The following is a 22,615-nucleotide window of genomic DNA, read 5'->3' as shown; positions in this document are numbered from 1 at the left end:
GCGGCGGCCCGTGGAGCAGGCGGCCGCCGGTTCCTCTTGGGAGGGAGGAAACCGGCGGCCGCCGTCCGTTCATGCTCCGGGGCGGCGGTGCGTGACGCCCCGGATCACTCCCAGGTCCAGCAGGTCCTGCGGCCGGAGCCGGAGCTGGGCGGCGGTCGCCCGGACCTCGTCCGCGGGCCGCTTGAGGATCGCGGCCGCCGACTCCGGCGCGATGACGGAGAAGTAACTGTCCGGCGTGGCCCAGGTGTTGCCGGGAGCGGCCAGCGCCAGCGCGCCGCCCGAGCCGCCCTCGCCGATCACCAGCGTGGTGACCGGCACACGGGCCGTGGCCAGCGCCGCGAACAGGTCCGCGATCGCCGCACCGGCCCCCTGCCGTTCGGCGTCCGCGTCGTTCGCGGCGCCGGGGGTGTCCACCAGGGTCAGAACCGGGATGCCGAGCCGTCCCGCCAGCCGGACCAGCCGGGCGGCGGTCCGGTATCCGGCGGGTCGGGTCGGGGTCCCGCGCTGGGCGGCGTACGCGACGGTCCGCCCGTCGCGCGCGCGGCCGAAGCCGCACACCATGCCCTCGTCGGTGCCGCCGCAACGGTCGCCGCCGATCGCCACCCGGCGGCTGAAGTACGCGTCCAAGTAGGCGTCGGCGCGCGGACGTTCGGGGGAGCGGGCGCGCTCCACCGCGTCCCAGCCGGTCGCGGGCAGGTCGGTCGCGTCGCCCAGCGCGGACGGGACGGGCGCCGCCCCGGCGGCGGGCCGGGTGAGCAGGTCCAGCCACAGGGCGAGCGTCTCCCGCAGCCCGTCCTGCGGTACGAGGGCGTCGACGGACCCCGCCGCCACCTGCGCCTCGGCCGTGTAAGCGGCCGGGTCCGCGCCGGGCGGGCGGACCCGGGAGCCCGCGAAGGCGACCTGGGCGCCGGGCAGCGCCAGGGTGACATCGGAGCCCGCGCCGAGCGTGGCCCAACCGCCACCCGTCGTCGGGTCCCTCAGGACGGCGATCTGGGCGAGCCCCGCCTCCCGGGTGAGCGCCGACTGCCGTGCCACCCGCTGGAGTTGGGTGAGGGCGAGCATGCCCTCCTGCATCCGGCTGCCGCCCGTGGCGACGAGCGAGACGACGGGCAGCCGGTGCGTGCGGGCGTAGTCGTAGGCCGCCTCCAGGCGGTCACCGGTGCGTTCGCCGAGGGAGCCGCCGAGGAAGCCGAACTCGAAGGCGATCAGGAGGCCGGTGACCGGGCCGAGCGGAGCCCTGCCGTCGGTCGTCGTGCCGAAGCTCGCCGTCCCGAAGGTCGCGATGCCGCAGACGACGGACTCCTCCTCACCGGTGCGGGCCGCGGCGCGCGCCCGCGCGTCGTCGTACCCCTTCCAGGCGAGCGGACCGTCGGGCGGGAACGTCCCGCCGGGGGAGGGGAGTTCGGCGAAGCTGTCGGTGACCAGGGCGATGGCCTCGCGGGCCGAGATCCGTTCAGACACGCGGCAGCGCCCGCTTCAGGATCTTGCCCATGTCGTTGCGGGGCAGCTCGTCCAGGAAACGCACCCGGCGGGGCCGCTTGTGCGGGGCGAGACGGCGGGCCACGTGGTCGGCCAACTCGTCGGCGGACGGCGGCACCTGGGGATCGAGGGGGACGATCCAGGCCACCACCCGCTCACCGAGGTCGGCGTCCGGCTCCCCGGCGACGGCGGCCTCGCGCACCCCGGGGTGTTCGAGGAGCGCGTTCTCGATCTCGCCCGCCCCGATCTTGTAACCGCCGCTCTTGATCAGGTCGGTGGCCTTGCGGCCGACGATCCGGACCGAGCCGTCGGGATCGAGGACCGCCATGTCACCGGTACGGAACCAGCCGTCCGCGGTGTACGCGGCGGCGGTGGCGTCCGGCCGGTTCAGGTACTCGGTGAAGAGGTTCGGCCCTCGCACCTGGATCTCGCCGACGCTCTCGCCGTCGTACGCGCCGGTCGGGGTGCCGTCGGCCTCGTACCCGGCGATCGTCGTCCCGTCCTCCTCGACGAGCCGCAGGCCGACACCGGGCAGCGGCACGCCGACGGTGCCGGGCCGGACCTTCCCGTCCGCCCGCACGCTGGTGTTCATCAGGGTCTCCGTCATGCCGTACCGCTCGACCACCCCGCGTCCCGTCGCGGCCGTGATCCGCTCGTGGTCGTGCAGGGGCAGCGCGGCGGAGCCGGACACGAGCAGCCGCGCCCCGCCCAGCGCCTTGGCGAGCCCGGGGTCCTCGGCGAGCGTCTCGGCGAGCCGGTGGTACATCGTCGGCACCCCGAACAGCATCGTCGCCCCGGCGTTCAGCTCCCGCGCCACGCCCTCCGCGCTGAACCGTCCCAGGTGCCGTACGGACCCGCCGCGCCGCAGCGGGCCCAGGATGCCGATGATCAGCCCGTGCACATGGAACAGGGGCAGGCCGTGCACCAGCACGTCGTCGCCGGTCCACTGCCAGGCGTCGGCCAGCGCGTCCAGGGTGGCGGCGACGGCCCGGCGCGGGATGACCGCGCCCTTGGGCGGACCGGTGGTGCCGGAGGTGTAGACGACCAGGGCGGGGGCGTCGGGGTCGGTGACCGCGCCGCCCGTTTCCGTGCCGGAGACCTCGACATCGACCGGGACCGCGACCTGGACCGCAGCCTCGACATCGATACGTTCCAGCGCCCCGAGCGGACCGGGAAGCCGGTCGCCCCTGGCCGCGAGCACCAGGGACGGCGCGCTGTCGCCGAGGATGTGGCCGAGTTCCGCCTCCCCCGACTTCGGGTTCAGCGGTACGGCCGGCACCCCGGCGAGCAGCGCGGCGACGACACCGACGGCCGTCTCCAGGGTCGGCGTCGCCCAGACGGCGACCCTCCCGGCACCGTCGAGCCGTGTGGCCAGCGCTCCCGCCGATGCGGCCAGTTCCGCGTACGTCAGGGACCGATCGCCGAAGCGCAGCGCGGACCGGTCCGCGACCGAACCGCCCACCAGGGCCGGGAAGAGGGAGAACACGGGGACTCCTTGCCGAGAGGACTTCACCGGGAGGGACAGGCTCTTCCTACACGATGAGGCTTCCGAACCGGGCGGTCGGCCACCCGTTCGCGCCGAGGACGTGGAGGGGGAGAGCAGGCGTCGTAAGGATCGTTCCGAAACCGGGAACGATCGTTCATGAACCGTGGCGTGGACGGACCCGGACACGTAGTGTCGGCCTCGCGTCACAACTTGATGAGTCAACTGTCGGGAGACCTTTGGTGAGTGAGTCCCCGTCGCTCCTTCCCGAGACACCCGAACGCCTCGGCGCGCGGATCGTCGCGTTCCAGCACGTCCTGCTGGACGGCGAGGAGGCGGAGCGATGACGGCGAAGCCGGCCGGTTCCGTCGGAAAGTTTCTGACGGCGCTGCGTCCGCGCGGCGCCCGTTCCGAGATGCGGGCGCTGGCGGTGGAGCTCGGCCGGGTGCTCAGGAGAAGGATCGATACGCCCGTCGACATGCGGGAGTTGGCGCAGGCCCTCTGCGAGGAGATGAGCCGGCGGCGGGGCGGCCGACCCGTCCAGCTCCGCTTCGAGCGCTTCCCCGACGAGATCGAAGTCACCGGCCTGTGGATGGAGTTCAACGACTTCGATCTCGTCGTCGTGGAGGAGCGTGCCGAGACGGTGCAGCAACTCGTCATCCTCGGGCACGAGTTGTGGCACATGCGGGAAGGGCACCGCGACCACCACGTGGACGGCGCCACGGCCGTCGCACGGGCGGCCCTCTCGGGCCGTTCCGACTGGCGTGACCCCGGCGTACGAGCGCCGTTGCGCCAGGAGGTCGCCCGTACCGTCGCCGCCCGCGACGGATCACGACAGGCGGACGAGGCACAGGCCGAGGCCTTCGGCCTGCAACTGGCGAGCGTCTTCCGCTCCTGGGTGACCGGCCCCGTCGACGACACCCCCGTCGATCCGGTCGGCCGCGCCATAGAAACCTCCCTGGGCTACCGCAGCCCCCAAGACTGACCGGCGCCCCGGAGCCGACCGCAGCTCCTCGGAACCGACCTGCCGCCAGGCCCGACCCGCGGATCCAGGACCGCCCGACGGCCCCCTATCCGACCCGGATCGTGGCCGGCCGGGCCGCCTCGACCACATCCGCGACCACGCAGCTCACGTTGTCCGGACCGCCGGCGTCGTTCGCCGCGCCGATCAGGGCCCGGACGGCGGCGTCGGGACCGGGAGCCGAGGCGAGAAGCCGCGCGATCTCCTCGTCCGGCACCACGCTGGACAGGCCGTCCGAGCACAACAGGTAACGGTCGCCCGGCCGTACGTCCTGCAGCCTCAGATCGGGTACCGGTGCCTCGGTGCCCAGTGCCTTGAGCAGCAGGGCGCGCTGAGGATGCACGGTCGCCTCCTCCGGAGTGAGCCGGCCCTCGTCGATCATCGACTGGACCACCGTGTGGTCGTGGGTGATCCGGAACAGCCCACCGTCGCGGAGCACATAGGCACGCGAGTCCCCGATGTGGACGAGCGCGAGCTGCGAGCCGGTCCACACCAGGGCCGTGAGCGTGCTGCCGGTGCCCTTCCCGTCCGGCTCCTGTGCCGTGGCGCGTCGCGGCACCAGGTCCGCAACGGCCCGGGCGGCGCCCTCCACGGCGTCCTCCAGCAGGTTGAGCACGCCACCGGCCGACAGCGGCTCGTCGTCCAGGAACGTGAGGGCCCGCACCGCCGCCGTGCTGGCGGGGGCCCCGTAGGGCCCGCAGCCGTCCGCGACCGCGAGGACACGGGCGCCCGCGTGGACGCTGTCCTGGTTGGCGTCACGGACCAGACCGGTGTCGGAGAGAGCGGCGTAACGGAGTTCCAGCATGCTGGTGTCCTTTCCTGGGGACGGTGACAGATGGTCCACGAGGAACGCCGCCAGATCGCGGCGAGCGGCCGTCTCGGCCTCGACCCGGGCCCAGTACGCGCGGATCTCCCGCGCGGCCGGCCCCGGTTCCAGGGCGCACACCCGCCGGATCCGGGCGAGCGGCATGCCGAGCCGCCGCAGCCACGCCACCAGCCGGGCCTGTTCGAGCTGTGCCGCCGCGTAGTAGCGGTACCCCGTCTCGGGGTCCACCCGGGCCGGGCGCAACAGCTCCAGCTCGTCGTAGAGCCGCAACGCCTTCGGCGAGAGCCGGGAGGCCTTCGAGAAGGCCCCGATCGTCAGCATGTCCACGTGCCCACCCCGTCGCTCCCGTGTCCGGGCCGTTGCCCGTTCCTCGTTCTGTCACCGATGCTGGGCCCTGCCCCTTGGTGAAGGTCAATATTGGCTTGGTCCAGGGGCGCGCGTGGTTGTTGGCCTGCGGCGGGGTTGTCCCCGGACGGCGTGCCGGTGGGGTGCGTCCGAGGTCGTGCACAGCAGTCGTGCACAGATGTCGTACGCCGGTGTCGTCGCGCCGCAGCAGTACGTCGATGTCGTACGCAGGTGCCGTACGAGGATGGAGTCCGTCGTGCCCCGTATCGCGCTCGTCACGTACGACCCGGGGGAGGAGCCCGGCATGGACCGGGATCTGCCCGTGCTGAGGGCGGCCCTGGAGGACGCCGGGGCCGTGGCGGACATCGTGCACTGGGACGATCCCGGGGTCGGCTGGGCGGGGTACGACCTGGCGCTGATCCGCTCGACCTGGGACTACAGCCGCCGGGTGGCGGAGTTCGTGGCGTGGGCCGAGCGGTGCGCGGGGCTCACGAGGCTTCTGAATCCGGCGCCGGTCGTGCGGTGGAACACGGACAAGCGGTACCTCGGTGACCTGGCGGACGCGGGGGTGCCGGTCATCCCGACCCGGTATCTCGCGCCGGGGGACCCGGTGGAGCTGCCCGGCGATCACGAGTTCGTCGTGAAGCCCACCGCGGGGGCGGGGGCACGCTACGCCGCCCGGTACACGCCGAAGGAGCGGGAGACCGCCCTCGGGCAGCTCACCCGGATGCATGCCGAGGGGCTGACCGCGATGGTCCAGCCCTATGTGACGAACATCGACACCGGGGGCGAGCGGGCGCTCCAGTTCTTCGGCGGACGGCTGCTGCACGCCAGCCGCAAGGGAGCCGTACTGGAGCCCGGAACGCCCTACGACGGGGACAAGACACCTCATCCGCGGCTGGAGGTCTGGGAGCCGACCGCGGCCGAACAGGCCGTCGCCGAAAGGGCGTTGGCCGTCATACCGGGAGGGCCGGACAGCGTGCTCTACGCCCGCGTCGACCTCGTCGACGGCGACGACGGCGAGCCCCGGGTGATGGAGCTGGAACTCGTCGAGCCGAACCTCTTCCTGTGGCTCCACCCGGATTCGCTGCCCGTCGTCGTGGACCGGATCCTCAAGGCCGCCGCCTCTTGAACGTCTCGAAGGCCTCCGCCTCTTGAACGTTCCGAAGGCCTCCGCCTCTTGAACGTCTCGTCGGCGGTCCCGGCGGTGGGCTTGTCGGCGCTCCTGTCGGCGGTCCCGTCGGCGGTCCGGTCGCGGATCCCGAGCGGGCTACTCGGGGGGTGCCGGTACGGGTCCCTTGACACCCACGCGTTGCAGCAGCCCCCAGGTGAACTCCGCCGCGCACGCGTGCGGCACACCTGTGGCGTCGGGGGCCGTGAACGCCAGACCCCAGCGGGTCGGGGCCGTGCCCTCCAGGGGCCGGGCGGGTGCGAAGGCGCGGGCCACCTCGTCGACCGTGCAGGACCAGGGGGCCAGGTCCTCCAGGGTCTCCAGCGCCGGAGCGGCGGCGCCCGGGGCCCGTACCAGCCATTCGTTCCAGGCGACGCCGTTCGGGGCGAGCAGGACCTCGAAGCGCAGATCGGGCCACAGGGGCACCGGCCATCGCAGGGCCTCGCAGGTCAGATCGCCGATCCGGCGCTCCCGCGCGGACTCGGGGGCACCGAGGACCGAGCGGTAGCGGGAGGCGGCGGACCGGGAGCGCGGGACGTGCAGCATCGCCTGCCAGCGCCGGTTGGCCTCGCGCATGTCGGCGATGGACACCCCCAGTTCGTGCCGGGCGTCCTCGACCAGACCAGGGTTGTGGTCGGCCATGCGGCGCAGCAGGACGAGCTGGAAGTCGAGCGGGGTGAAGGGGGTGGCGGGGCGTTTGGCCGGCATGGGGTCCATGGTCGCGCAACCTGCCCTTGCTCCTTGCTCCTTGCTCCTGTCCTTGCCGCTGCCGCTGCCGCTGCCGCTGGTGCCTGCCCTGCCCTTGCCCTGCTTCGCCCGGCCGTCGCCCGTGCGGCGCCGGGCGGGTGCGGGGATCCGCAGGGGGGCAGCCGACCACTCCGTCCGTCACGGGGTCGCCAGGGCGTTCGCCATGAGGTCCGTCACGCGCACCTTCGAGCAGGGGTCGCCCCCAAACCATTGCCCGCCCGAGGGCACTATGGCTAGCCTGGCCTCTGTTCGTCATCCCGATCGTCTGTTGAAATTTCGAACAAAAGAGAGGGGGCCGGTTGTGGGACGCCTCGTACCTGCCGTGACCCGGGCTCTGGACATACTGGAGCTCTTTCTCGACGGGGACGGGACTCTCTCCGCCCCCGACATCGTGCGCAGACTCCAGTTGCCCCGCACGACCGTGCACGAGCTGGTGACCACGCTCGCCGCCCGCTCGTACATCGTGCAGGTGCCCGGTCAGCCGGGACGCTACCGGCTCGGCGTGCGCCCGTACCAGCTCGGCAGCCGCTACGCCGAGCAGCTCGACCTCGCGGCCGAGGGCCAGCAGGTCGCCCGCTCCGTCGCCGAGACCTGCGACGAGACCGTGCATGTGGCGATCCTCGAAGGCACCGACGTCATCTACATCGCGAAGGTCGACTCCACGCACGCCGTCCGCATGGTCTCGGCGGCCGGCCGCCGCCTTCCCGCGCACTGCACCTCCGTCGGCAAGATGCTGCTCGCCTCCCTCTCCGAGCCGGAGCTGACCTCACGCTTCCCCGACGACGCCGACCTCGTCGCGATGACACCCAACAGCATCACCGAGCCGGGCGCGCTGCGCGAGGCCCTCGCCGAGATCCGCAGTCGCGGGATCGCCGTCGAGAACCGGGAGTCCAACCCGGACGTGAGCTGTGTGGCGGCCCCGGTGCGCGACCGCGCGGGACAGGTCGTCGCCGCGCTCTCGATCTCCGTGCCGATGATCCGGTGGAGCGACGACCGCCGCGTCGAACTGGAGCAGCTCGCGGCGAAGGGCGCCGCGGAACTGTCCGAGCGGCTCGGCCACCGGAACGCGCGATGACCGCCGTCGAGGTCGCGGTCCCCGCGCACGCGGCGCTCGGCGAGGGCCCGACCTGGGACACCCGGGCGGGCCGGCTCATCTGGGTCGATGTCCTCGGCTCCCGGATCCACACCTACGACCCCGTCTCCGGCCGCCGCACGGTGATGACCACCGAGCAGCACGTCGGCGCGGCCAAGCCCCGCGCGGGCGGCGGCCTGGTCGTCAACCTCCGCGACGGAGTGGGCCTGTACGGGCCGACGGCGCCCGGGGGGTCCACCATCGGAGCCACCGGAGCCACCGGTGTCGCGGGAGCCCACGGTGCCGCGGGAACCACCGGAGCCCACGGTGCCGCCGGACGAGCCGGTGCCGCCGGGTCTACCAGTGCCGCCGGACCCGCCGGACCCGCTGGTGCCGCCGGGTCCACGAGCGCCGAGGCTTCCGCCGGTGCTTTCCGGTGGCTGCACCGGGAACCCGTGCCCGGCCGGCGTGCCAACGACGCGGCCGTCGCCCCCGACGGCTCGCTGTGGGCCGGCACCATGCGCTACGACGAGGCGCCGGGCGGGGGCACGCTGTCGCGGATCGCCCCCGACGGCACCGTCCGCCCGATCCTCGACGACGTGACCGTCAGCAACGGTACGGGCTGGAGCCCGGACGGCCGCCGTGTCTACTACGTCGACTCGCCGACCCGCCGCATCGACGTCCTCGACCTCGGCGACGATCAACTCCCGGTCGGCAGGCGCCCGTTCGCGACCGTGGAGGACGGATTCCCCGACGGTCTGACGGTGGACGCCGACGGCTGCGTCTGGGTGGCCCTCTGGGACGGTGGAGCGGTCCGCCGCTACACGCCGGACGGCACGCTCGACCGGGTCCTCGACCTGCCGGTCCGCCGCCCCACCTCCTGCGCGTTCGGCGGCGCCGACCTCACCGACCTGTACATCACCACCGCCCGTACGGGCCTCACGGCACCGCACCCGATGTCCGGCTCCCTGCTCGTCGTCCCCGGCGCGGGCAAGGGCCTGTCGCAGCCGGAGTTCGCCGGATAGCCGGCACCGGCCGGCACCGGCCGACACCGGCCGGTCCTGCCACCAGTCCCACCGCGAGTCCCCGCCCAGGTGCCGGTCACCGGGCGGGGACTCGCGTTTTCGCGAACCGTTTTCTGCGCAAACCATTGACGAGTAAGCGCTTCCTATCTACGGTCCCGTTCGAAGTTGCGATCACCTGACGAAATTTCGAACAGTGGGAGCACGGTATGCGACGACCTGGCCTGAACCGCAGGCAACTCCTCTCCGCGGTCGGCGGGTTGACGGTCGCGGGCAGTCTCGGCTTCGCCGCGCTCGGCACCGGCGCGGACGCCCTCGCCTCCGGCGCGAGCACACGGGTCCGTTACTGGAACCTGTTCACCGGAGGCGACGGAGCCAACATGGTCGCGATGGTGGACGCCTTCCGGAAGGAGCATCCCGGTATCGCGGTCAAGGACTCCACTCTCACCTGGGGCGACCCGTACTACACGAAGCTCGCGATGGCCGCAGCGGGCAACCGCGCGCCGGACCTCAGCGTGATGCACCAGGGCCGCGTCCCCGGCTTCGCGCCCGGCCGGCTCCTGGACCCCTGGGACATGGACCTGCTCGCCAAGTACGGCGTCCGGGAAGCCGACTTCAACCCCGTCCTCTGGAAGCGCGGCATCGTCGACGGCAAGCTCTACGCGCTGCCCCTCGACATCCACGTTCAGCTCAGCTTCTACCGCACGGACGTCTGCCGGAAGGCCGGCCTGCTCGACGCGGACGGAAGGCTGCCGACCGCGACCTCCACCGACGACTGGTTCGCCCTCCTCAAGGAGGCCAAGAAGCAGCTCAAGGACGGACAGCAGACCCTCGGCCTGCACGCCTTCGACCAGAACTTCTCCTGGTGGTTCTTCGTCGCCTTCTACCAGCAGCTCGGCGGCGGCTACTTCAATGACGACCGCACCGACGTCACCTTCGACACCGACAAGGCCACCCAGGTCCTGGAGTTCCTCCACCAGCACGTCGCCGACGGCTACACGATCGTCGGCCAGACCGACGCCGAGGCCTTCCTCGCCGGATCACCGTTCGTGTGGGAGGGGAACTGGTCGGTTCCGTACTTCAGCGGCGAGAAGGTCGGCTACGGGGCCCAGCCGCTGCCCCCGGTCTTCGGCACCCCGGCCACCCACGCCGAGTCGCACTCCTTCGTCCTGCCGCACCAGGCCGACCGCGGCGGCCCCGCCGACGAGGGCGCGCACCTGCTGGCGGCCTACATGGTCAAGCACGCCACCGCCTGGGCGGGCGGCGGCCATGTCCCCGCCTATCTGCCGACGTTCCAGGACCCGGCCTATCTCAAGCTGACCCCGCAGAACGAGTACTCCCGCCCGGCCATGGAACACCCGGCCACCGAACCGCGCATCTGGTTCGCCGGCTCCACCGGCACCCTCGCCAAACGGATCGGCCCGGTCGTCGCCTCCTCCAACGTCGGCTCCGCGAAACCGGCCGCCGCCGCCCGCCGGATGAAATCCGTCCTGGAGGAACTGCTCGCCATGCGGAATCCGATGGACGGCCGCACGGCCGCCCAGGAGCTGAAGGGAGCCGCGGCATGACCACCACCCTCGCCCCCGCCACCGGCCTGCGGCCCCGAACGGCCACCGCGACGGAGTCCGCCCGCGCCCGCTGGGGCCGCCGGTTCCAGCACGGCGGCTGGTTCGTCGCCCCGTTCTTCGTCCTCTACGGGCTGTTCGTCGTCGTCCCCGTCGTGCGCGGCCTCTACCTCAGCCTCACCGACGCCAACATCTCCGGCGACCACACCCGCTTCATCGGCCTCGACAACTATCGCGAGGCGCTCCAGGACCGCCTGGTGTGGAACTCCCTGTGGCACAGCGTCCAGTTCACTCTCTACGTCGTGCCCTGCATCGTCGTCGTGGCGCTGCTCATGGCACTGATCGCCCACCACATCACCCACCTCAAATGGCTGTGGCGGCTGTGCTTCTTCGCGCCGTTCCTGCTCCCGTCGGCCGTGGTCGGCAACCTGTGGTGGTGGCTGTTCCAGCCCACCAACGGCATGGTCAACCATGTCCTGGGCATCGACACCCCCTGGCTCACCCAGAAGTCCACCGCCATGGTCGCGGTCGTCATCGCGACCCTGTGGTGGACGGTCGGCTTCTCCTTCCTGCTCTACCTGGCCGCGCTCCAGAACATCCCGCACCACCTCTACGAGGCGGCCGAACTGGACGGCGCGAACGCGTTCCAGCGCATGCTGCACATCACCGTGCCCAACCTGCGCACCATCACCGGCCTGGTGCTCGCCCTCCAGGTCCTCGCCTCGCTCCAGGTCTTCGACCAGGCCGTCGTCATGTACCAGTTCGGCCCGGGGCCCGAGGAATCGACCCGCACCTTCGTCCAGTACACGCTCGAACAGGGCTTCACCAGCTACCGCGTGGGCTACGCCTCCGCGATCTCCCTCGTCCTGTTCCTCATCATCGCGGCCGTCGCCCTCGGGCGGATGTGGCTGCTGCGGCTCCGCGAGGAGGACGCCCGATGACCACCGCCGACCCGACCACCGCCCCGACTCCCGTACCGAGCAGGGCCCGCAGCACCTGGACGCCGGGCCAGATCGCGCTGACGGCGGTCGCCGCCGCGCTGTCCCTCGTGTGGATGGCCCCGCTCGGCTGGGCACTGTCCACCTCGCTGAAGACCCCCACCGAGTCGGTGACCTCCCCGCACTGGATCCCCGACCACCTCACGGCGGCGTCCTGGAAGAGCGTCCTCGAAGCAGGCAACATCCCCAACTGGTTCGTGAACTCCCTGGTGGTGTCGGTCTGCGTCACCTTCGTCGTGCTGCTCGTCGCGTCCCTCGCCGGATACGGCTTCGCCCGTACCGAGTTCCGCGGCAAGTCCGCCCTGATGGCCCTGACGATGGCGGGCCTGATGTTCTCCCCGGCCGTCCTCGGCGTCCCCCTCTTCGCGACCGTCCAGTCGCTCGGCATGGTCGACACCTACTGGGGCATGATCCTGCCGCAGTGCGCCCCGGCGGCCATGGTGTACATCCTGTACAAGTTCTTCCAGTCGCTGCCCCGCGAGCTGGAGGAGGCCGCGTTCATCGACGGCGCGGGCCGCTGGCGGATCTTCTTCACCATCGTCCTCCCGCTCTCCAAGCCGTCCCTCTCGGCGGTCGGGATCTTCACGTTCATCGCCTCGTGGAACAACTTCCTGTGGCCGTACATGGTGACCAACAACCCGGACCTGATGACCATGCCGAACGGCATCGCCACCGTGCAGAACTCCTTCGGCATCATCTGGCCGCAGCTCATGGCGGGCGGTCTGATCGCGGGCCTTCCGCTGATCGTCGTGTTCGTCTTCTTCCAGAGCCAGATCGTGCGGGGTGTCGCCCACACCGGTCTGGCCGGCCAGTGACCGGACGAGGAGCCCCAGTTGACCGCGCACCGACTCGCCGCGCTGCTCGCCGCGGCCGTCGTCGCCCTGCTGCCGACCACCGCGCAGGCCGACGTGAGCTACCCCGACCCGGGGCCCGTCACCGGGCAGCAGATCATCCATGATCCCACGGTGATCCACCTCAAGTCCGGTGGGTACGTGGCCTATTCGACCGGCGGAGTGATCGGCGCTCGCCTTTCCGGGGACCGGGTCCAGTGGGACGACGCGGGCAACGCCTTCGCCGCGCCGCCGAGTTGGTGGTACGAGTACAACGCGACCGGCGACCCCTGGGCCCCGGACATCTCCTACCGGGCCGGCCGCTACTGGCTCTACTACGCGGTCTCCTCCTGGGGCACCAACCACTCCGCGATCGGCGTCGCCACCTCCCCGAGCGGTCTGCCCGGCACCTGGACCGACCACGGCAAGGCCTTCACCTCGGACACCACCGACACCTGGAACGCCATCGACCCGGCGGTGACCGCCGCCGACGGCAGACTGTGGATGACGTTCGGCTCGTACTGGACGGGCATCCGCATGGTCGAACTGGACCCGGGGACCGGCAAGGCCGAGGCCGCCGCCCCCGTCCACCACCTCGCGACCCGCCCGGACGCCCCGTACGCCGTCGAGGGCCCGTACGTGGTCCGACACGGCCGCTACCACTACCTGTTCGCCTCGTACGACGCGTGCTGCGCGGGCGTGAACTCCACCTACAAGATCCGGGTGGGCCGGTCGACCTCGGTGACCGGCCCGTACGTGGACAGCACCGGCACCCCGATGCTCGAAGGCGGCGGCGACCTCCTGCTGGCCGGCCACGGCCGCTACATCGGCCCCGGAGGCGAGTCGGTCTTCCGGGACGGCGGCCAGGACTGGCTGGCCTACCACTACTACGACGCGGACGACAACGGCACGCCCAAGCTGGGCCTGAACAGGCTGAGCTGGACGAAGGCCGGCTGGCCCGCCGTCGGCTAGGGCGGTGCGGGGCCGCGTCGGTACGCGGCTCCGCGGCGTGGCCGCGACCGGCCGCGACAGACCGCACAGCCCATGAAACGTAGGTACCCCCTCAAGGCGCCCCCGAAAGGACCCCATGCGCACCGCCCGCTTCGCCCTCGACCCCGCCTTCACCATCGGCGAGGTCAACCCCCGTCTCTTCGGTTCCTTCGTCGAGCACCTCGGCCGCTGCGTCTACACCGGCATCTTCGAACCCGGCCACCCCTCCGCGGACCCCGAGGGCCTGCGCACGGACGTGCTGGAGCTGGTCCGCGAGCTCGGTGTCACGGCCGTCCGCTACCCCGGCGGCAACTTCGTCTCCGGCTACGACTGGGAGGACTCGGTGGGCCCCGCCGAGGAGCGGCCCCGCCGCCTCGACCTCGCCTGGCGCTCCACCGAGTCCAACCGCTTCGGGCTCGGCGAGTACATCGGCTTCCTGAAGAAGATCGGCCCGCAGGCCGAGCCGATGATGGCCGTCAACCTCGGCACCCGGGGCGTCGCCGAGGCCCTGGCCCTTCAGGAGTACGCCAACCACCCCTCCGGGACGGCCCGTTCCGACCTGCGGATCGCGCACGGCGACAAGGACCCGTTCGGCATCCGGCTCTGGTGCCTCGGCAACGAGATGGACGGCCCCTGGCAGACCGGCCACAAGACCGCCGAGGAATACGGCCGGATCGCCGCCGAGACCGCCCGCGCGATGCGGCAGATCGAGCCGGACCTCGAACTCGTCGCGTGCGGCTCCTCCGGACAGGGGATGCCGACGTTCGCCGCGTGGGAGGCGACCGTCCTCGCCGAGACGTACGACCTCGTCGACCACATCTCCCTGCACGCCTACTACGAGGAGACCGACGGCGACCGCGACTCCTTCCTCGCCTCCGCCGTCGACACCGAGTCGTTCATCGAGAACGTGGTGGCCACCTGCGACCACGTGGGCGCCCGCCTGAAGTCCACGAAGAGGATCAACCTCTCCTTCGACGAGTGGAACGTCTGGTACCAGAGCCGGCCCAACCCGCACCCGGTCGAGGACTGGCAGGAGGCCCCGCGGCTGCTGGAGGACGTCTACTCCGTCACGGACGCGGTCGTGTTCGGCTCACTGCTCATCGCGCTGCTGCGGCACGCGGACCGGGTGACCGTCGCCTGCCTCGCCCAGCTCGTGAACGTCATCGCGCCGATCATGACCGAACCGGGCGGTCCGGCCTGGCGGCAGACGACCTTCTACCCGTTCGCGCAGGCCTCGGCGCACGGGCGCGGGCGGGTCCTCGACGTCCGGGTGGACTCGCCGACGTACCCGACCCGCAAGTACGGCGAGGCGGACCTGCTGCACGCCACCGCGGTGCGCGCCGAGGACGGCTCGGTCACCGTGTTCGCCGTCAACCGCGGCCAGACCGAACCGCTGCCGCTCGAAGTGGCCCTGAACCGGCTGGGGCTGACGACGGTCGTCGAGCACAGCGCGCTCGCCGACGCCGACCCGGACGCCGCCAACAGCCTGCACGACCAGGAGCGGGTCACCCCGCACCCGGTCGAGGGGACCACGCTCCGGGACGGCACGCTGAACGCCGTCCTGGAGCCGCTGTCCTGGAACGTGATCCGGCTGGCCTAGGACCTGTCCTGGGCGGTGCCGGGGCCGGGGGAGTCCACCGGGGTCACCGGTACTCCTCCGGCCGCGCTGCCCAGCAGGGTCAGTTCCACCCGGCCGGGCCCGGCGGGTGTGGTCCCGTCGGACAGCACCGCGAGGGCCAGTGTGTTGCGCCCCCGTGTGCGCAGCACCCCGTTGGGCAGGACGAAAGTGTGCTGGGGCCCTACGTCGTTGATGTACTGGCCCATGTTCCAGCCGTTCAGGAAGATCTGGACGCGATAGGCGCGGGCCGGATCGTCGGTGAGGGTGAGCCCGATCGACGCGTCCACCCCGGTGTCCACCGCGAGCCGGAACCCGGTGCGGTACCAGGTGACACCCTGCCGCCGTTCGGCGCGCGGGAAGCCGACGGTCTTCCAGCCGCCGTCCGCGAACCCCGGCAGATGCCAGCCGTGCCGCTCCCCGTGCAGGCCTCCGGTGTTCAGCGGTCCGCGCACCGGGTCGGGGGCCGCCGCGCCCTGGACGCGCCAGCGGATCGCGGGAGCGGCCCCGGCGAAGGCGACGGCCGTCAGACCCCGGGCCGCCTTGTGGGTGTCGTTCGCCTTGCCGTCCTCGTCGTGCTGCATCCTCCGGACCAGGACGGACAGCACATGGGAGTGCCCGTCCCGCGGCCGGACGGGAAAGGTGGCGGTGGCCGTCCAGGTCCCCTGCCGCACGGTCTTCTTGTCCGGCACCGGCATCCGGTGGGTGCCCAGCGGCTCGCCGTCCAGCCAGGCCATCAACAGCCCCTGGGCGCCCGCGACATAGGTCAGAGACACGGATTCCGCCTCGCCCGCGTCCGCGAAGTGCCCCCGGTACCAGACGTCGCCGTAGTGGAAGCCGTAGTCGTCGGCGAACAGCACGGGCTGCCCGGCGGGGACGGGGGTGACGCTGTACGAGGACGTCCTGTCGGTGACCCGCCATGCCGTGTCGTCGTAGTCGGCGGCCGACTCGGGGTTCCCCTCGGCTCGGCGCCAGTCGGTCAGGGCGGGCAGCCGCACCCGGTCCACGCCGGCCAGCGGTCGCTCGGACAGCAGACTCCCGGAGGTGGTGGTGCGGGACGTCAACGTGCCGTGATTCCAGACGAGTTCACTTGTCCCGCGCGGCCCCCATACCTCCAGGTCCGCCGCTTCCACCGTGTCGCCGGTGAGCTGGACGGTCGTGCCCCGCAGGGCGGCCGTGCGCAGCAGCGCCGGGCCGCGCACCAGCACCGGACCCGACGGGGTGTCGTACCGCCAGAGGCGGCGGGAGCTCTCGTCGTCGGCGAACAGGAGCAGGAGGGGGGCGGCGGCACCGCCGCCGTCCACCCGGACCCGGGTGATGCCGTCCAGCACGGCGTCGATCCGCAGGACCCCGTCCCGGTAGCTGTGCCCGGCGTCCCCGTCCAGCACGGTGACCGTCGGTTCGCCCGCGGACTCCAGACAGGTGTGCGTCGATTCTCCCGCCCGGCCCGTGAACACCGCGATGTCCTGCCGTCCCGCGGTCAGCCACAGCATCGGCTGGGCGGTGGAGTAGCTCAACTTCCATCGTCCCAGCGCGATACCGGCGGCGAGCAGCCGGGCGTCGAGACCGGGCACCGGCACCTCGACGGTCGTGCCCGCGAGCGGGACGGAGGCGACGGCCTCGGCGGACGTGTCGTTGCGCAGGACGTGGAAGTGCGCCTTCGTGTCCGGATTGACGAGGTGGTACGCCTTGATGCCGGGGCCGGCCCCCGTGTCGTCGCCCGGGACCGGATCGGCGGGGTCCAGCTTGGCCAAGTCGGGCACCGAGTGCAGCAGCTGGCCGATCTGGTGCATCGGGACGAGCTTCTCCGTCGGCTGCCGTGCCTCGTCGAGGGCGGCCCCGTAGTCGTACGACGTGTAGACGATCGGCGCGGGCAGCCAGCCCCAGGACGTGCCGCCGAAGGTCATGTAGACGTTGTGGACCGTGATGCCGTTGGCGAGGTTGGTGAGGTAGAAGCGCCGTTCGTAGGCCGCGTCCCGGGTGCGGCGCGACTCCGCGTATCCCAGGCCGTCGAACTCCGCCCCGCCCCACGGATCGAACCAGCCGCCCCCGAACTCGGGGATGAATCCCGGGGTGTCGGGACTGGCGGTCGAGCCGCCCTGCATGCCGCCGGGTCCGAAGTACCCCCAGTCCGGTGGTGTCTTGGAAGGGGAGGGGTAGCCGTCGAAGCCGTAGAGGTAACGCCGTTGCTCGCCGCCCGTGTCGAAGGTGCCGGGGGCCCAATGGCCGTTCCTGCCCTTGTCGTTGTGGAAGAGCGGCACGTCGATGCCGTCGGCCCGCACCTTGGCGTAGAGGTGTGCCATGTAGTCGCGTCCGGCGGGCTCGGTCAGGTGGTCGTCGTACTCGTTCTCCAGCTGGTAGAGGACGATCGTGCCGCCGCCGTCGGTGTAGAGGTGGCGGGACGCGATGCGGTCGACGGCGGTCAGCCACTCGTCGACGTATGTCAGATAGGTCGGGTCGGAGGTGCGGGCCACCCCCGGGGTCGTGGTCAGCCAGCCGGGGAAGCCGCCCGCGTCGACCTCGGCGTTGATGTACGGGCCGGGGCGCAGGATGACGTACAGCCCGGTCTCGGCGGCGGTCCGCAGGAACAGGTCGAGATCGCGGACCCCGGTGAAGTCGTACTGCCCGGGTGCGGGGGAGTGGTAGTTCCACGCGACGTAGATGCTGATCGCGTTGTAGCCGTGGGCCCGCAGTTTCTGCAGGACGTCCCGCCACAGGGACGGGCTCGGCAGGCGGAACGGGTGGACCTCCCCGGACCAGATCACCAGGCGTCCGCCGTCGATCAGCATCGAGTACCGGTCGAAGCCGACCGTGTGCGTCCTGCCGTCGGCGGAGGGCGGTGCGGGCGCGGGTCCGGTGGGTGCGAGGGGCGCCCTTCCGGCCGCGCACGCCTCGTCGCTCCCGCTGCCGCTGAGCGAGAGGCCGAGGGCGGCGGTGCCGGCGAGTGCGCTGAAGGTACGTCTGCTCAACACCATGCGGGTTCTCCCGGGGACGGCGACAGGTTGCCCCGCTCGGCAGGAGCCCGAGAGGCCGGGGAAGGTGCCGCCATTGTCCACATAGGCAGATCATTTGATGGTCGTACGACGATCTCGGCGCGGGGGATTACGCGGGATGGGTGCGGCCGGGGGCCGCCCGCGCGGTCGCGGGCGGCCCCCGGCCTCCGTGGGGGGAAAGGCCGGGTCAGCTCGTCACGACGCCGAGCGTCAGGGTGCCGGTGTAGCCGGCGGAGGTGCTGCTGCCGAGGGCCGTCAGGGTCAGGAGGCCGGAGGAGGCGCCTCCGCCGTCGTAGACGGAGTCCTGGGTGAGGGTGGTGCGGGTGACCTTGTTGGTCGAGTACGGGGACACCTTGGCCATCGCCGTGGTGATCGTCTCGTTGAAGAAGAGCTGGCCGGTGTGGAGTTCCTGGCCCCCGGTGAAGGAGCCGTCGGAGGTGAGGGTGACGCCGGTGTGCACCTTGACGTGGATGTGCACGCAGCGGCCCCGGTACCAGCCCGGGTAGATCGTGGTGATGTTCGCGACGCCGGACGCGTTCGTCAGGACGCCGCCGCGCAGGAAGGTGCCGTCGTCCGCCTCGCTGTGGCCGTTGTTGCCGACGAAGCCGGAGTACTCGCCGAGCGAATCGCAGTGCCAGATCTCGACGAGGGCGTTGCCGATCGCCGCGCAGGTGGAGTCGTCGACGACGGTGAGCACCAGCTTGAGCGGGGCGCCCGCCTTGCCTTCGGTGACGTCGGCGCGGACGAGCTGTCCGTCGAGGTAGTAGGGGCCTTCGGTCATCTCCTTGGTGAGGGTGCAGACGGCTGCCGCCGCGGCCGGGGCGGCGTCCGGCACGTCGGTGACGGGGGCGGGTGCGGCGGGTGCCGCCGCTCCCACGGTCAGCGCCGCGGCCGTGACACCCGTGGCGATCAGGACGGTTCGGCGCCCGATCTGGGCCGCCTCTGACATGTCTTTCGAGGGGGAATCTGTCATGGACACGGCACCGTAGAAGTGGATGCTGTCGGTCGGCTGTCAGTTCCGCAAAGTGGCAGCCCGTCAAGCTGCTTGTTGGACACCTTGCCCGGTCCCCGGTCCGGCGCGAGGGACGCACCGGTTTCCGGCCGCACAGGGGTGTGACGGCAGGCGGGGACAGGCGAAGGAGCGATCGGGCCGGTGCCGTGGTTCCGCGGGCACCGCGCCGTGGTGTCCGGCGCCGGGTTCGCGGCGCCGGACACAGGGGTCCGCCGGCGTCGGGCGGGCGTCCTTCTGCCCTGCCCGCGCCGTCGGTCATGGGCGGTTCCCGGCGGCCGGCCCGTGGCCGGCCGCGCGGAGGTCCGCCCGGCGGTATGAGTGGCCTGTTATCCGGCCTGGTTGTACAGCATCGCTCCGACGGCTCCCCAGCCGCCGTCCGCCTGGGGCGGCGGTGGTTCGGGCTGCGTCCTGCCCCGGACCTGGGCCGCCGTCAGGCCGCCCTGCGCGCCCATGGAGGGGGCGCCCGCCATGCCGGGCATGCCCGTCTGGGCGGCCGGCTGGAGACCGGCCGGCTGGGCCGGCCCGGGCATCGCCGCGGGCGGCATCTGGGCCGGCATCGCCCCCGGGCCCTGGGCCGCAGCCGGCCAGCTGGTGGGCTGCGGACCGGGATAGCCCGGGGCCGCCATGGGCTGCTGCGGGGCCGGGTAGATGGGGGCCGCGACGGGCTGCTGGGCGGGGTAGGGCGAGGCCGCGGCGGGCCGCGCGGGCGGACCGGGCGGCAGACTGGGCTGCGGAGCGGCGGCGGCCACCGGCTGGGGCTGAGCGGGCTGTCCTGGCCAGGCGTTCGCCTGCGCGGCCAGCCCCTGCACACCCGCTCCGTTGGTCGAGCCGACGAGACGGTCCACCATGGCCGTACCCGAGCTGTAGCCGGTCCCGTTGCTCAGTTCGGGTACGGCGGTTTCCTTCCTGGACCCGTAGAGCACCTGTTCCAGGCCGGCCACCAGGCGGCGCACATCCGTCTGCGGACGTACCACGAGTCTCAGGAAGCGGCTGGACGAACCGACCTTGTTGCCGCACTCGCGGACCAGGATGCGGTGCTCGGTGAGCAGCCGGTCCCGGACCACGGTGCCTTCGGCGCCGACGGGAAGGCGGACGAACAGGAAGTTGCCCTGCGAGGGGTAGATCGTCAGACCGGGCAGCGCGGAGAGCTGGCGGGCCATGTCCAGCCGGTCGCGGCGGACCATGTGCAGGCTCTCCATGTACTCCTTGCCGTGGTTCTTGAGCATGAACACCACGGTCTCCGCGAAGGAGTTGAGGTTCCACTTCGGCAGCATCGAGCGGACCTTGCCCGCCAGCGAGGGGTTGGCGACCATGTAGCCGAAGCGGATGCCGTGCAGGCCGAAGTTCTTGCCGAGGCTGCGCAGCACGATGACGTTGGGCCGCATCACCGCGTCCTCGACCACGCTGGGCTCGGACTCGGCGTCGGCGAATTCCAGGAACGACTCGTCGATGACGATCAGGTCCAGGTCGGCCATCGCGTCCATGAACTGGATGACCGACTGGCGGGGCAGGAAGCCGCCGTCGGGGTTGTTCGGGTTGCAGATCACGGCGACCCTGGTGCCGCGCGAGCGGATGAACTTGGCGTACGCGGCGAGGTCGAGGGCGAAGCCGGTGGACTCCTGGAGCGGGAACATGTCCACCCGCTTGCCGGTCTCCATCGGCTGATCGGTCCAGCGGCCGAACGTGGGGACGGGGATCGCGAGGGACTCTCGGACCAGCAAGTGATCGATCCAGGTGATGAGTTCGGTCGAGCCGTTGCCCATCGCGACGCACTGCGGCGGAAGCTGGAGCAGCGAGCACAGCTCACTGGTGATCGTGTCGGCGCTGCTCGGGTAGTAGGTGATGATCTCGCGCAACCGGCTCGCGAGTTCGTCGAACATCGCGGGCGTGGGGAAGTACGGGTTGCACGGAATGCAGAAGTCCACCGGGCCGGCTCCGTCGCCCTCCCGCGTCAGTGCGGCCATCGACGGGCTGTGCGCCGCGGTGCCGCGAAAGAGCGAGGTGACATTGCCGGCCATGGAACCTCCGTGTAGGGCGAGCCCGCTGGGGAGGACGGGCCCTCCGTCTTTGGGTGGCCCGCGCGGGGGAGCACGGGCCGCCCTTTCATACGGAGACGGAAGTGGCGCTGTTCAATCGCTGCGCAATCGTGCGGATTTTGTGAACCGGCTGTGAGGTCCGCTCACTCACCGGACACATGTGCCGGTGAGTGAGCGGTCACGCACCGAGCGCGTGCGCCTGTGAGGAGCGGTCACGCACCGAACGAATGCACTGTGGAGGTCCGGTACGTCTGCCCCGGCCGCAGCACCGTCGACGGGAACGCCGGATGGTTCGGGGAGTCCGGGAAGTGCTGGGTCTCCAGGCACATGCCGTCGCCCTGCCGGTAGGTGTGACCGGAGGGGCCGACCAGGGTGCCGTCCAGGAAGTTGCCCGAGTAGAACTGCACGCCCGGCTGGTCCGTCGCGATCCTCAGGGTCCGTCCGGAGCTCGGGTCGCGCAGGGTCGCGATGTGCTCGGGCTCGGCGGTGACGCCCTTGTCGAGGACCCAGTTGTGGTCGAAGCCCTTGGCGGTGACGAGCTGCGGGTGGCCGACGCGGATGTCCCGGCCGATCGGCTTGGCCGTGCGGAAGTCGAAGGGGGTGCCCGCGACCCGGGCCAGCTCACCGGTGGGGATGAGTCCCGAGTCGGTGGGCGTGAAGCGACCCGCGGCCAGGTGCAGCTCGTGGTCGTAGATGCCGCCGCTGCCCTCACCGGCGAGGTTGTAGTACGTGTGGTTGGTGAGGTTGACGACCGTGGCCTTGTCGGTGGTGGCCCGGTAGTCGATGCGCCAGTCGCCGTGCGCGGTGAGGGTGTACGTCACCCTCACCTTCAGCGTGCCCGGGTAGCCCATCTCGCCGTCGACGCTGGTGTAGTACAGATGCAGGCCGACGTCGGAGCCCGAGGTGAAGCCCTCGATGTCCCACACCTTGGTGTTGAAGCCCTTGGCGCCCCCGTGCAGGCTGTTCACACCGTCGTTGACGGAGAGCTGGTAGCTCTTGCCGTCCAGGGTGAACTGTCCCTTGGCGATGCGGTTGCCGTAGCGGCCGATCGTCGCCCCGAAGAACGTGGTCCCGGCGACGTAGGACGCCAGGTTGTCGTATCCCAGGGAGACGTTGGCGTAGCGGCCGTGCCGGTCGGGCAGCTCCAGCGACTGGACGATGCCGCCGTAGGAGATGACCTTCAGGCGTGTGCCGCCGTTCGCCAGCGACCAGCGGTAGACCTTGGTCCCGTCGGCGAGCTTGCCGAAGAGTTCCTTCTCGGGCTTCCTGCCGCCCGATGCGTGCGCCGTGCCGATGGTGGCCGCGGTTAATCCCGCTGCCGCCGCCGCTGCGATGACCGTACGTCTGCTCGTTTCCACTGTGCGGCTCCTGCCCAAATGGAGGGGCCCCGCCTTCTGGCGGGGCCCCGGC

The 22,615-nt window shown here is 71.7% G+C and carries 17 protein-coding genes; 9 read left to right on the top strand and 8 right to left on the bottom strand.

What is annotated here, in order from left to right:
• Positions 1–69: 69 nt before the first annotated feature.
• Together ACIQRL_RS03715 and ACIQRL_RS03710 are read right to left on the bottom strand one after the other, a co-directional pair.
• On the bottom strand, positions 70–1,461 hold the full coding sequence (locus ACIQRL_RS03715) for a carboxyl transferase domain-containing protein (RefSeq protein WP_401326526.1): 1,392 nt from the start codon (positions 1,459–1,461) through the stop codon (positions 70–72).
• Positions 1,454–2,965 (bottom strand): acyl-CoA synthetase, encoded by a 1,512-nt coding sequence (locus tag ACIQRL_RS03710; RefSeq protein WP_401326523.1) that lies wholly within the window; start codon positions 2,963–2,965, stop codon positions 1,454–1,456. Before ACIQRL_RS03710 ends, ACIQRL_RS03715 begins: the two co-directional genes overlap by 8 nt.
• A 340-nt stretch (positions 2,966–3,305) precedes the next feature.
• On the opposite strand from ACIQRL_RS03710, the gene ACIQRL_RS03705 reads away from it, so the two are divergent.
• Positions 3,306–3,947, top strand: a complete 642-nt coding sequence (locus ACIQRL_RS03705; RefSeq protein WP_401326521.1) for a toxin-antitoxin system, toxin component — start codon at positions 3,306–3,308, stop codon at positions 3,945–3,947.
• Between the two features lie 85 nt (positions 3,948–4,032).
• On the opposite strand, the gene ACIQRL_RS03700 is transcribed toward ACIQRL_RS03705, so the two are convergent.
• Positions 4,033–5,130 (bottom strand): MerR family transcriptional regulator, encoded by a 1,098-nt coding sequence (locus ACIQRL_RS03700; RefSeq protein ID WP_401328068.1) that lies wholly within the window; start codon positions 5,128–5,130, stop codon positions 4,033–4,035.
• A 280-nt stretch (positions 5,131–5,410) separates the two neighbouring features.
• Between ACIQRL_RS03700 and ACIQRL_RS03695 the strand changes: the two genes are divergently transcribed.
• On the top strand, positions 5,411–6,286 hold the full coding sequence (locus tag ACIQRL_RS03695; protein WP_401328065.1) for a RimK family alpha-L-glutamate ligase: 876 nt from the start codon (positions 5,411–5,413) through the stop codon (positions 6,284–6,286).
• A gap of 138 nt (positions 6,287–6,424) precedes the next feature.
• Here ACIQRL_RS03695 and ACIQRL_RS03690 read toward each other — a convergent pair whose 3' ends face one another.
• The gene (locus ACIQRL_RS03690) at positions 6,425–7,042 is read right to left on the bottom strand and encodes a hypothetical protein (protein WP_401326518.1); all 618 of its coding nucleotides are present in this window, start codon (positions 7,040–7,042) and stop codon (positions 6,425–6,427) included.
• Positions 7,043–7,373: 331 nt separating this feature from the next.
• Between ACIQRL_RS03690 and ACIQRL_RS03685 the strand changes: the two genes are divergently transcribed.
• From ACIQRL_RS03685 to ACIQRL_RS03655, 7 genes are all read left to right on the top strand, one after another.
• The gene (locus tag ACIQRL_RS03685; protein WP_401326515.1) at positions 7,374–8,147 is read left to right on the top strand and encodes an IclR family transcriptional regulator; all 774 of its coding nucleotides are present in this window, start codon (positions 7,374–7,376) and stop codon (positions 8,145–8,147) included.
• Positions 8,144–9,169: an SMP-30/gluconolactonase/LRE family protein gene (locus ACIQRL_RS03680; protein ID WP_401326512.1), complete on the top strand. Its 1,026-nt coding sequence runs from the start codon at positions 8,144–8,146 to the stop codon at positions 9,167–9,169. The genes ACIQRL_RS03685 and ACIQRL_RS03680 overlap by 4 nt, the downstream gene beginning before the upstream one ends.
• A gap of 206 nt (positions 9,170–9,375) precedes the next feature.
• On the top strand, positions 9,376–10,734 hold the full coding sequence (locus tag ACIQRL_RS03675; RefSeq protein ID WP_401326509.1) for an extracellular solute-binding protein: 1,359 nt from the start codon (positions 9,376–9,378) through the stop codon (positions 10,732–10,734).
• On the top strand, positions 10,731–11,672 hold the full coding sequence (locus ACIQRL_RS03670) for a carbohydrate ABC transporter permease (protein WP_401326506.1): 942 nt from the start codon (positions 10,731–10,733) through the stop codon (positions 11,670–11,672). Before ACIQRL_RS03675 ends, ACIQRL_RS03670 begins: the two co-directional genes overlap by 4 nt.
• Positions 11,669–12,544 carry a carbohydrate ABC transporter permease gene (locus tag ACIQRL_RS03665; protein WP_401326503.1) on the top strand — a complete coding sequence of 292 codons (876 nt, stop codon included), beginning with the start codon at positions 11,669–11,671 and terminating at the stop codon, positions 12,542–12,544. The genes ACIQRL_RS03670 and ACIQRL_RS03665 overlap by 4 nt, the downstream gene beginning before the upstream one ends.
• Before the next feature lie 18 nt (positions 12,545–12,562).
• The gene (locus ACIQRL_RS03660) at positions 12,563–13,531 is read left to right on the top strand and encodes an arabinan endo-1,5-alpha-L-arabinosidase (protein WP_401326500.1); all 969 of its coding nucleotides are present in this window, start codon (positions 12,563–12,565) and stop codon (positions 13,529–13,531) included.
• A 115-nt stretch (positions 13,532–13,646) separates the two neighbouring features.
• Complete coding sequence (locus ACIQRL_RS03655; RefSeq protein WP_401326497.1) at positions 13,647–15,149, top strand: alpha-N-arabinofuranosidase; 1,503 nt, start codon at positions 13,647–13,649, stop codon at positions 15,147–15,149.
• Here ACIQRL_RS03655 and ACIQRL_RS03650 read toward each other — a convergent pair.
• The 4 genes from ACIQRL_RS03650 to ACIQRL_RS03635 form a co-directional block, all read right to left on the bottom strand.
• On the bottom strand, positions 15,146–18,139 hold the full coding sequence (locus ACIQRL_RS03650) for a beta-galactosidase (RefSeq protein ID WP_401326494.1): 2,994 nt from the start codon (positions 18,137–18,139) through the stop codon (positions 15,146–15,148). The two genes, ACIQRL_RS03655 and ACIQRL_RS03650, sit on opposite strands and share 4 nt — an antisense overlap.
• A gap of 205 nt (positions 18,140–18,344) precedes the next feature.
• Positions 18,345–19,130 carry an intradiol ring-cleavage dioxygenase gene (locus ACIQRL_RS03645; protein WP_401326491.1) on the bottom strand — a complete coding sequence of 262 codons (786 nt, stop codon included), beginning with the start codon at positions 19,128–19,130 and terminating at the stop codon, positions 18,345–18,347.
• A gap of 365 nt (positions 19,131–19,495) precedes the next feature.
• On the bottom strand, positions 19,496–21,187 hold the full coding sequence (locus ACIQRL_RS03640; protein WP_401326489.1) for an aminotransferase class I/II-fold pyridoxal phosphate-dependent enzyme: 1,692 nt from the start codon (positions 21,185–21,187) through the stop codon (positions 19,496–19,498).
• A gap of 230 nt (positions 21,188–21,417) precedes the next feature.
• Positions 21,418–22,563, bottom strand: a complete 1,146-nt coding sequence (locus ACIQRL_RS03635; protein WP_401326486.1) for an aldose epimerase family protein — start codon at positions 22,561–22,563, stop codon at positions 21,418–21,420.
• Between the last annotated feature and the right edge of the window lie 52 nt (positions 22,564–22,615).

Source organism: Streptomyces sp. NPDC091209 (assembly GCF_044757755.1).
GTDB lineage: Bacteria > Actinomycetota > Actinomycetes > Streptomycetales > Streptomycetaceae > Streptomyces.
Note: the sequence above shows the minus strand (reverse complement) of the source record. Positions and strands in the feature narration are given on the sequence as shown.

Bases quoted from the DNA above. Each gene is read 5' to 3' on its own strand.
- ACIQRL_RS03700 (WP_401328068.1), bottom strand. From the start codon at position 5,130: ATGCTGACGATCGGGGCCTTCTCGAAGGCCTCCCGGCTCTCGCCGAAG.
- ACIQRL_RS03705 (WP_401326521.1), top strand. From the start codon at position 3,306: ATGACGGCGAAGCCGGCCGGTTCCGTCGGAAAGTTTCTGACGGCGCTG.
- ACIQRL_RS03645 (WP_401326491.1), bottom strand. From the start codon at position 19,130: ATGACAGATTCCCCCTCGAAAGACATGTCAGAGGCGGCCCAGATCGGG.
- ACIQRL_RS03680 (WP_401326512.1), top strand. From the start codon at position 8,144: ATGACCGCCGTCGAGGTCGCGGTCCCCGCGCACGCGGCGCTCGGCGAG.
- ACIQRL_RS03640 (WP_401326489.1), bottom strand. From the start codon at position 21,187: ATGGCCGGCAATGTCACCTCGCTCTTTCGCGGCACCGCGGCGCACAGC.
- ACIQRL_RS03665 (WP_401326503.1), top strand. From the start codon at position 11,669: ATGACCACCGCCGACCCGACCACCGCCCCGACTCCCGTACCGAGCAGG.
- ACIQRL_RS03675 (WP_401326509.1), top strand. From the start codon at position 9,376: ATGCGACGACCTGGCCTGAACCGCAGGCAACTCCTCTCCGCGGTCGGC.
- ACIQRL_RS03690 (WP_401326518.1), bottom strand. From the start codon at position 7,042: ATGGACCCCATGCCGGCCAAACGCCCCGCCACCCCCTTCACCCCGCTC.
- ACIQRL_RS03670 (WP_401326506.1), top strand. From the start codon at position 10,731: ATGACCACCACCCTCGCCCCCGCCACCGGCCTGCGGCCCCGAACGGCC.
- ACIQRL_RS03655 (WP_401326497.1), top strand. From the start codon at position 13,647: ATGCGCACCGCCCGCTTCGCCCTCGACCCCGCCTTCACCATCGGCGAG.
- ACIQRL_RS03650 (WP_401326494.1), bottom strand. From the start codon at position 18,139: ATGGTGTTGAGCAGACGTACCTTCAGCGCACTCGCCGGCACCGCCGCC.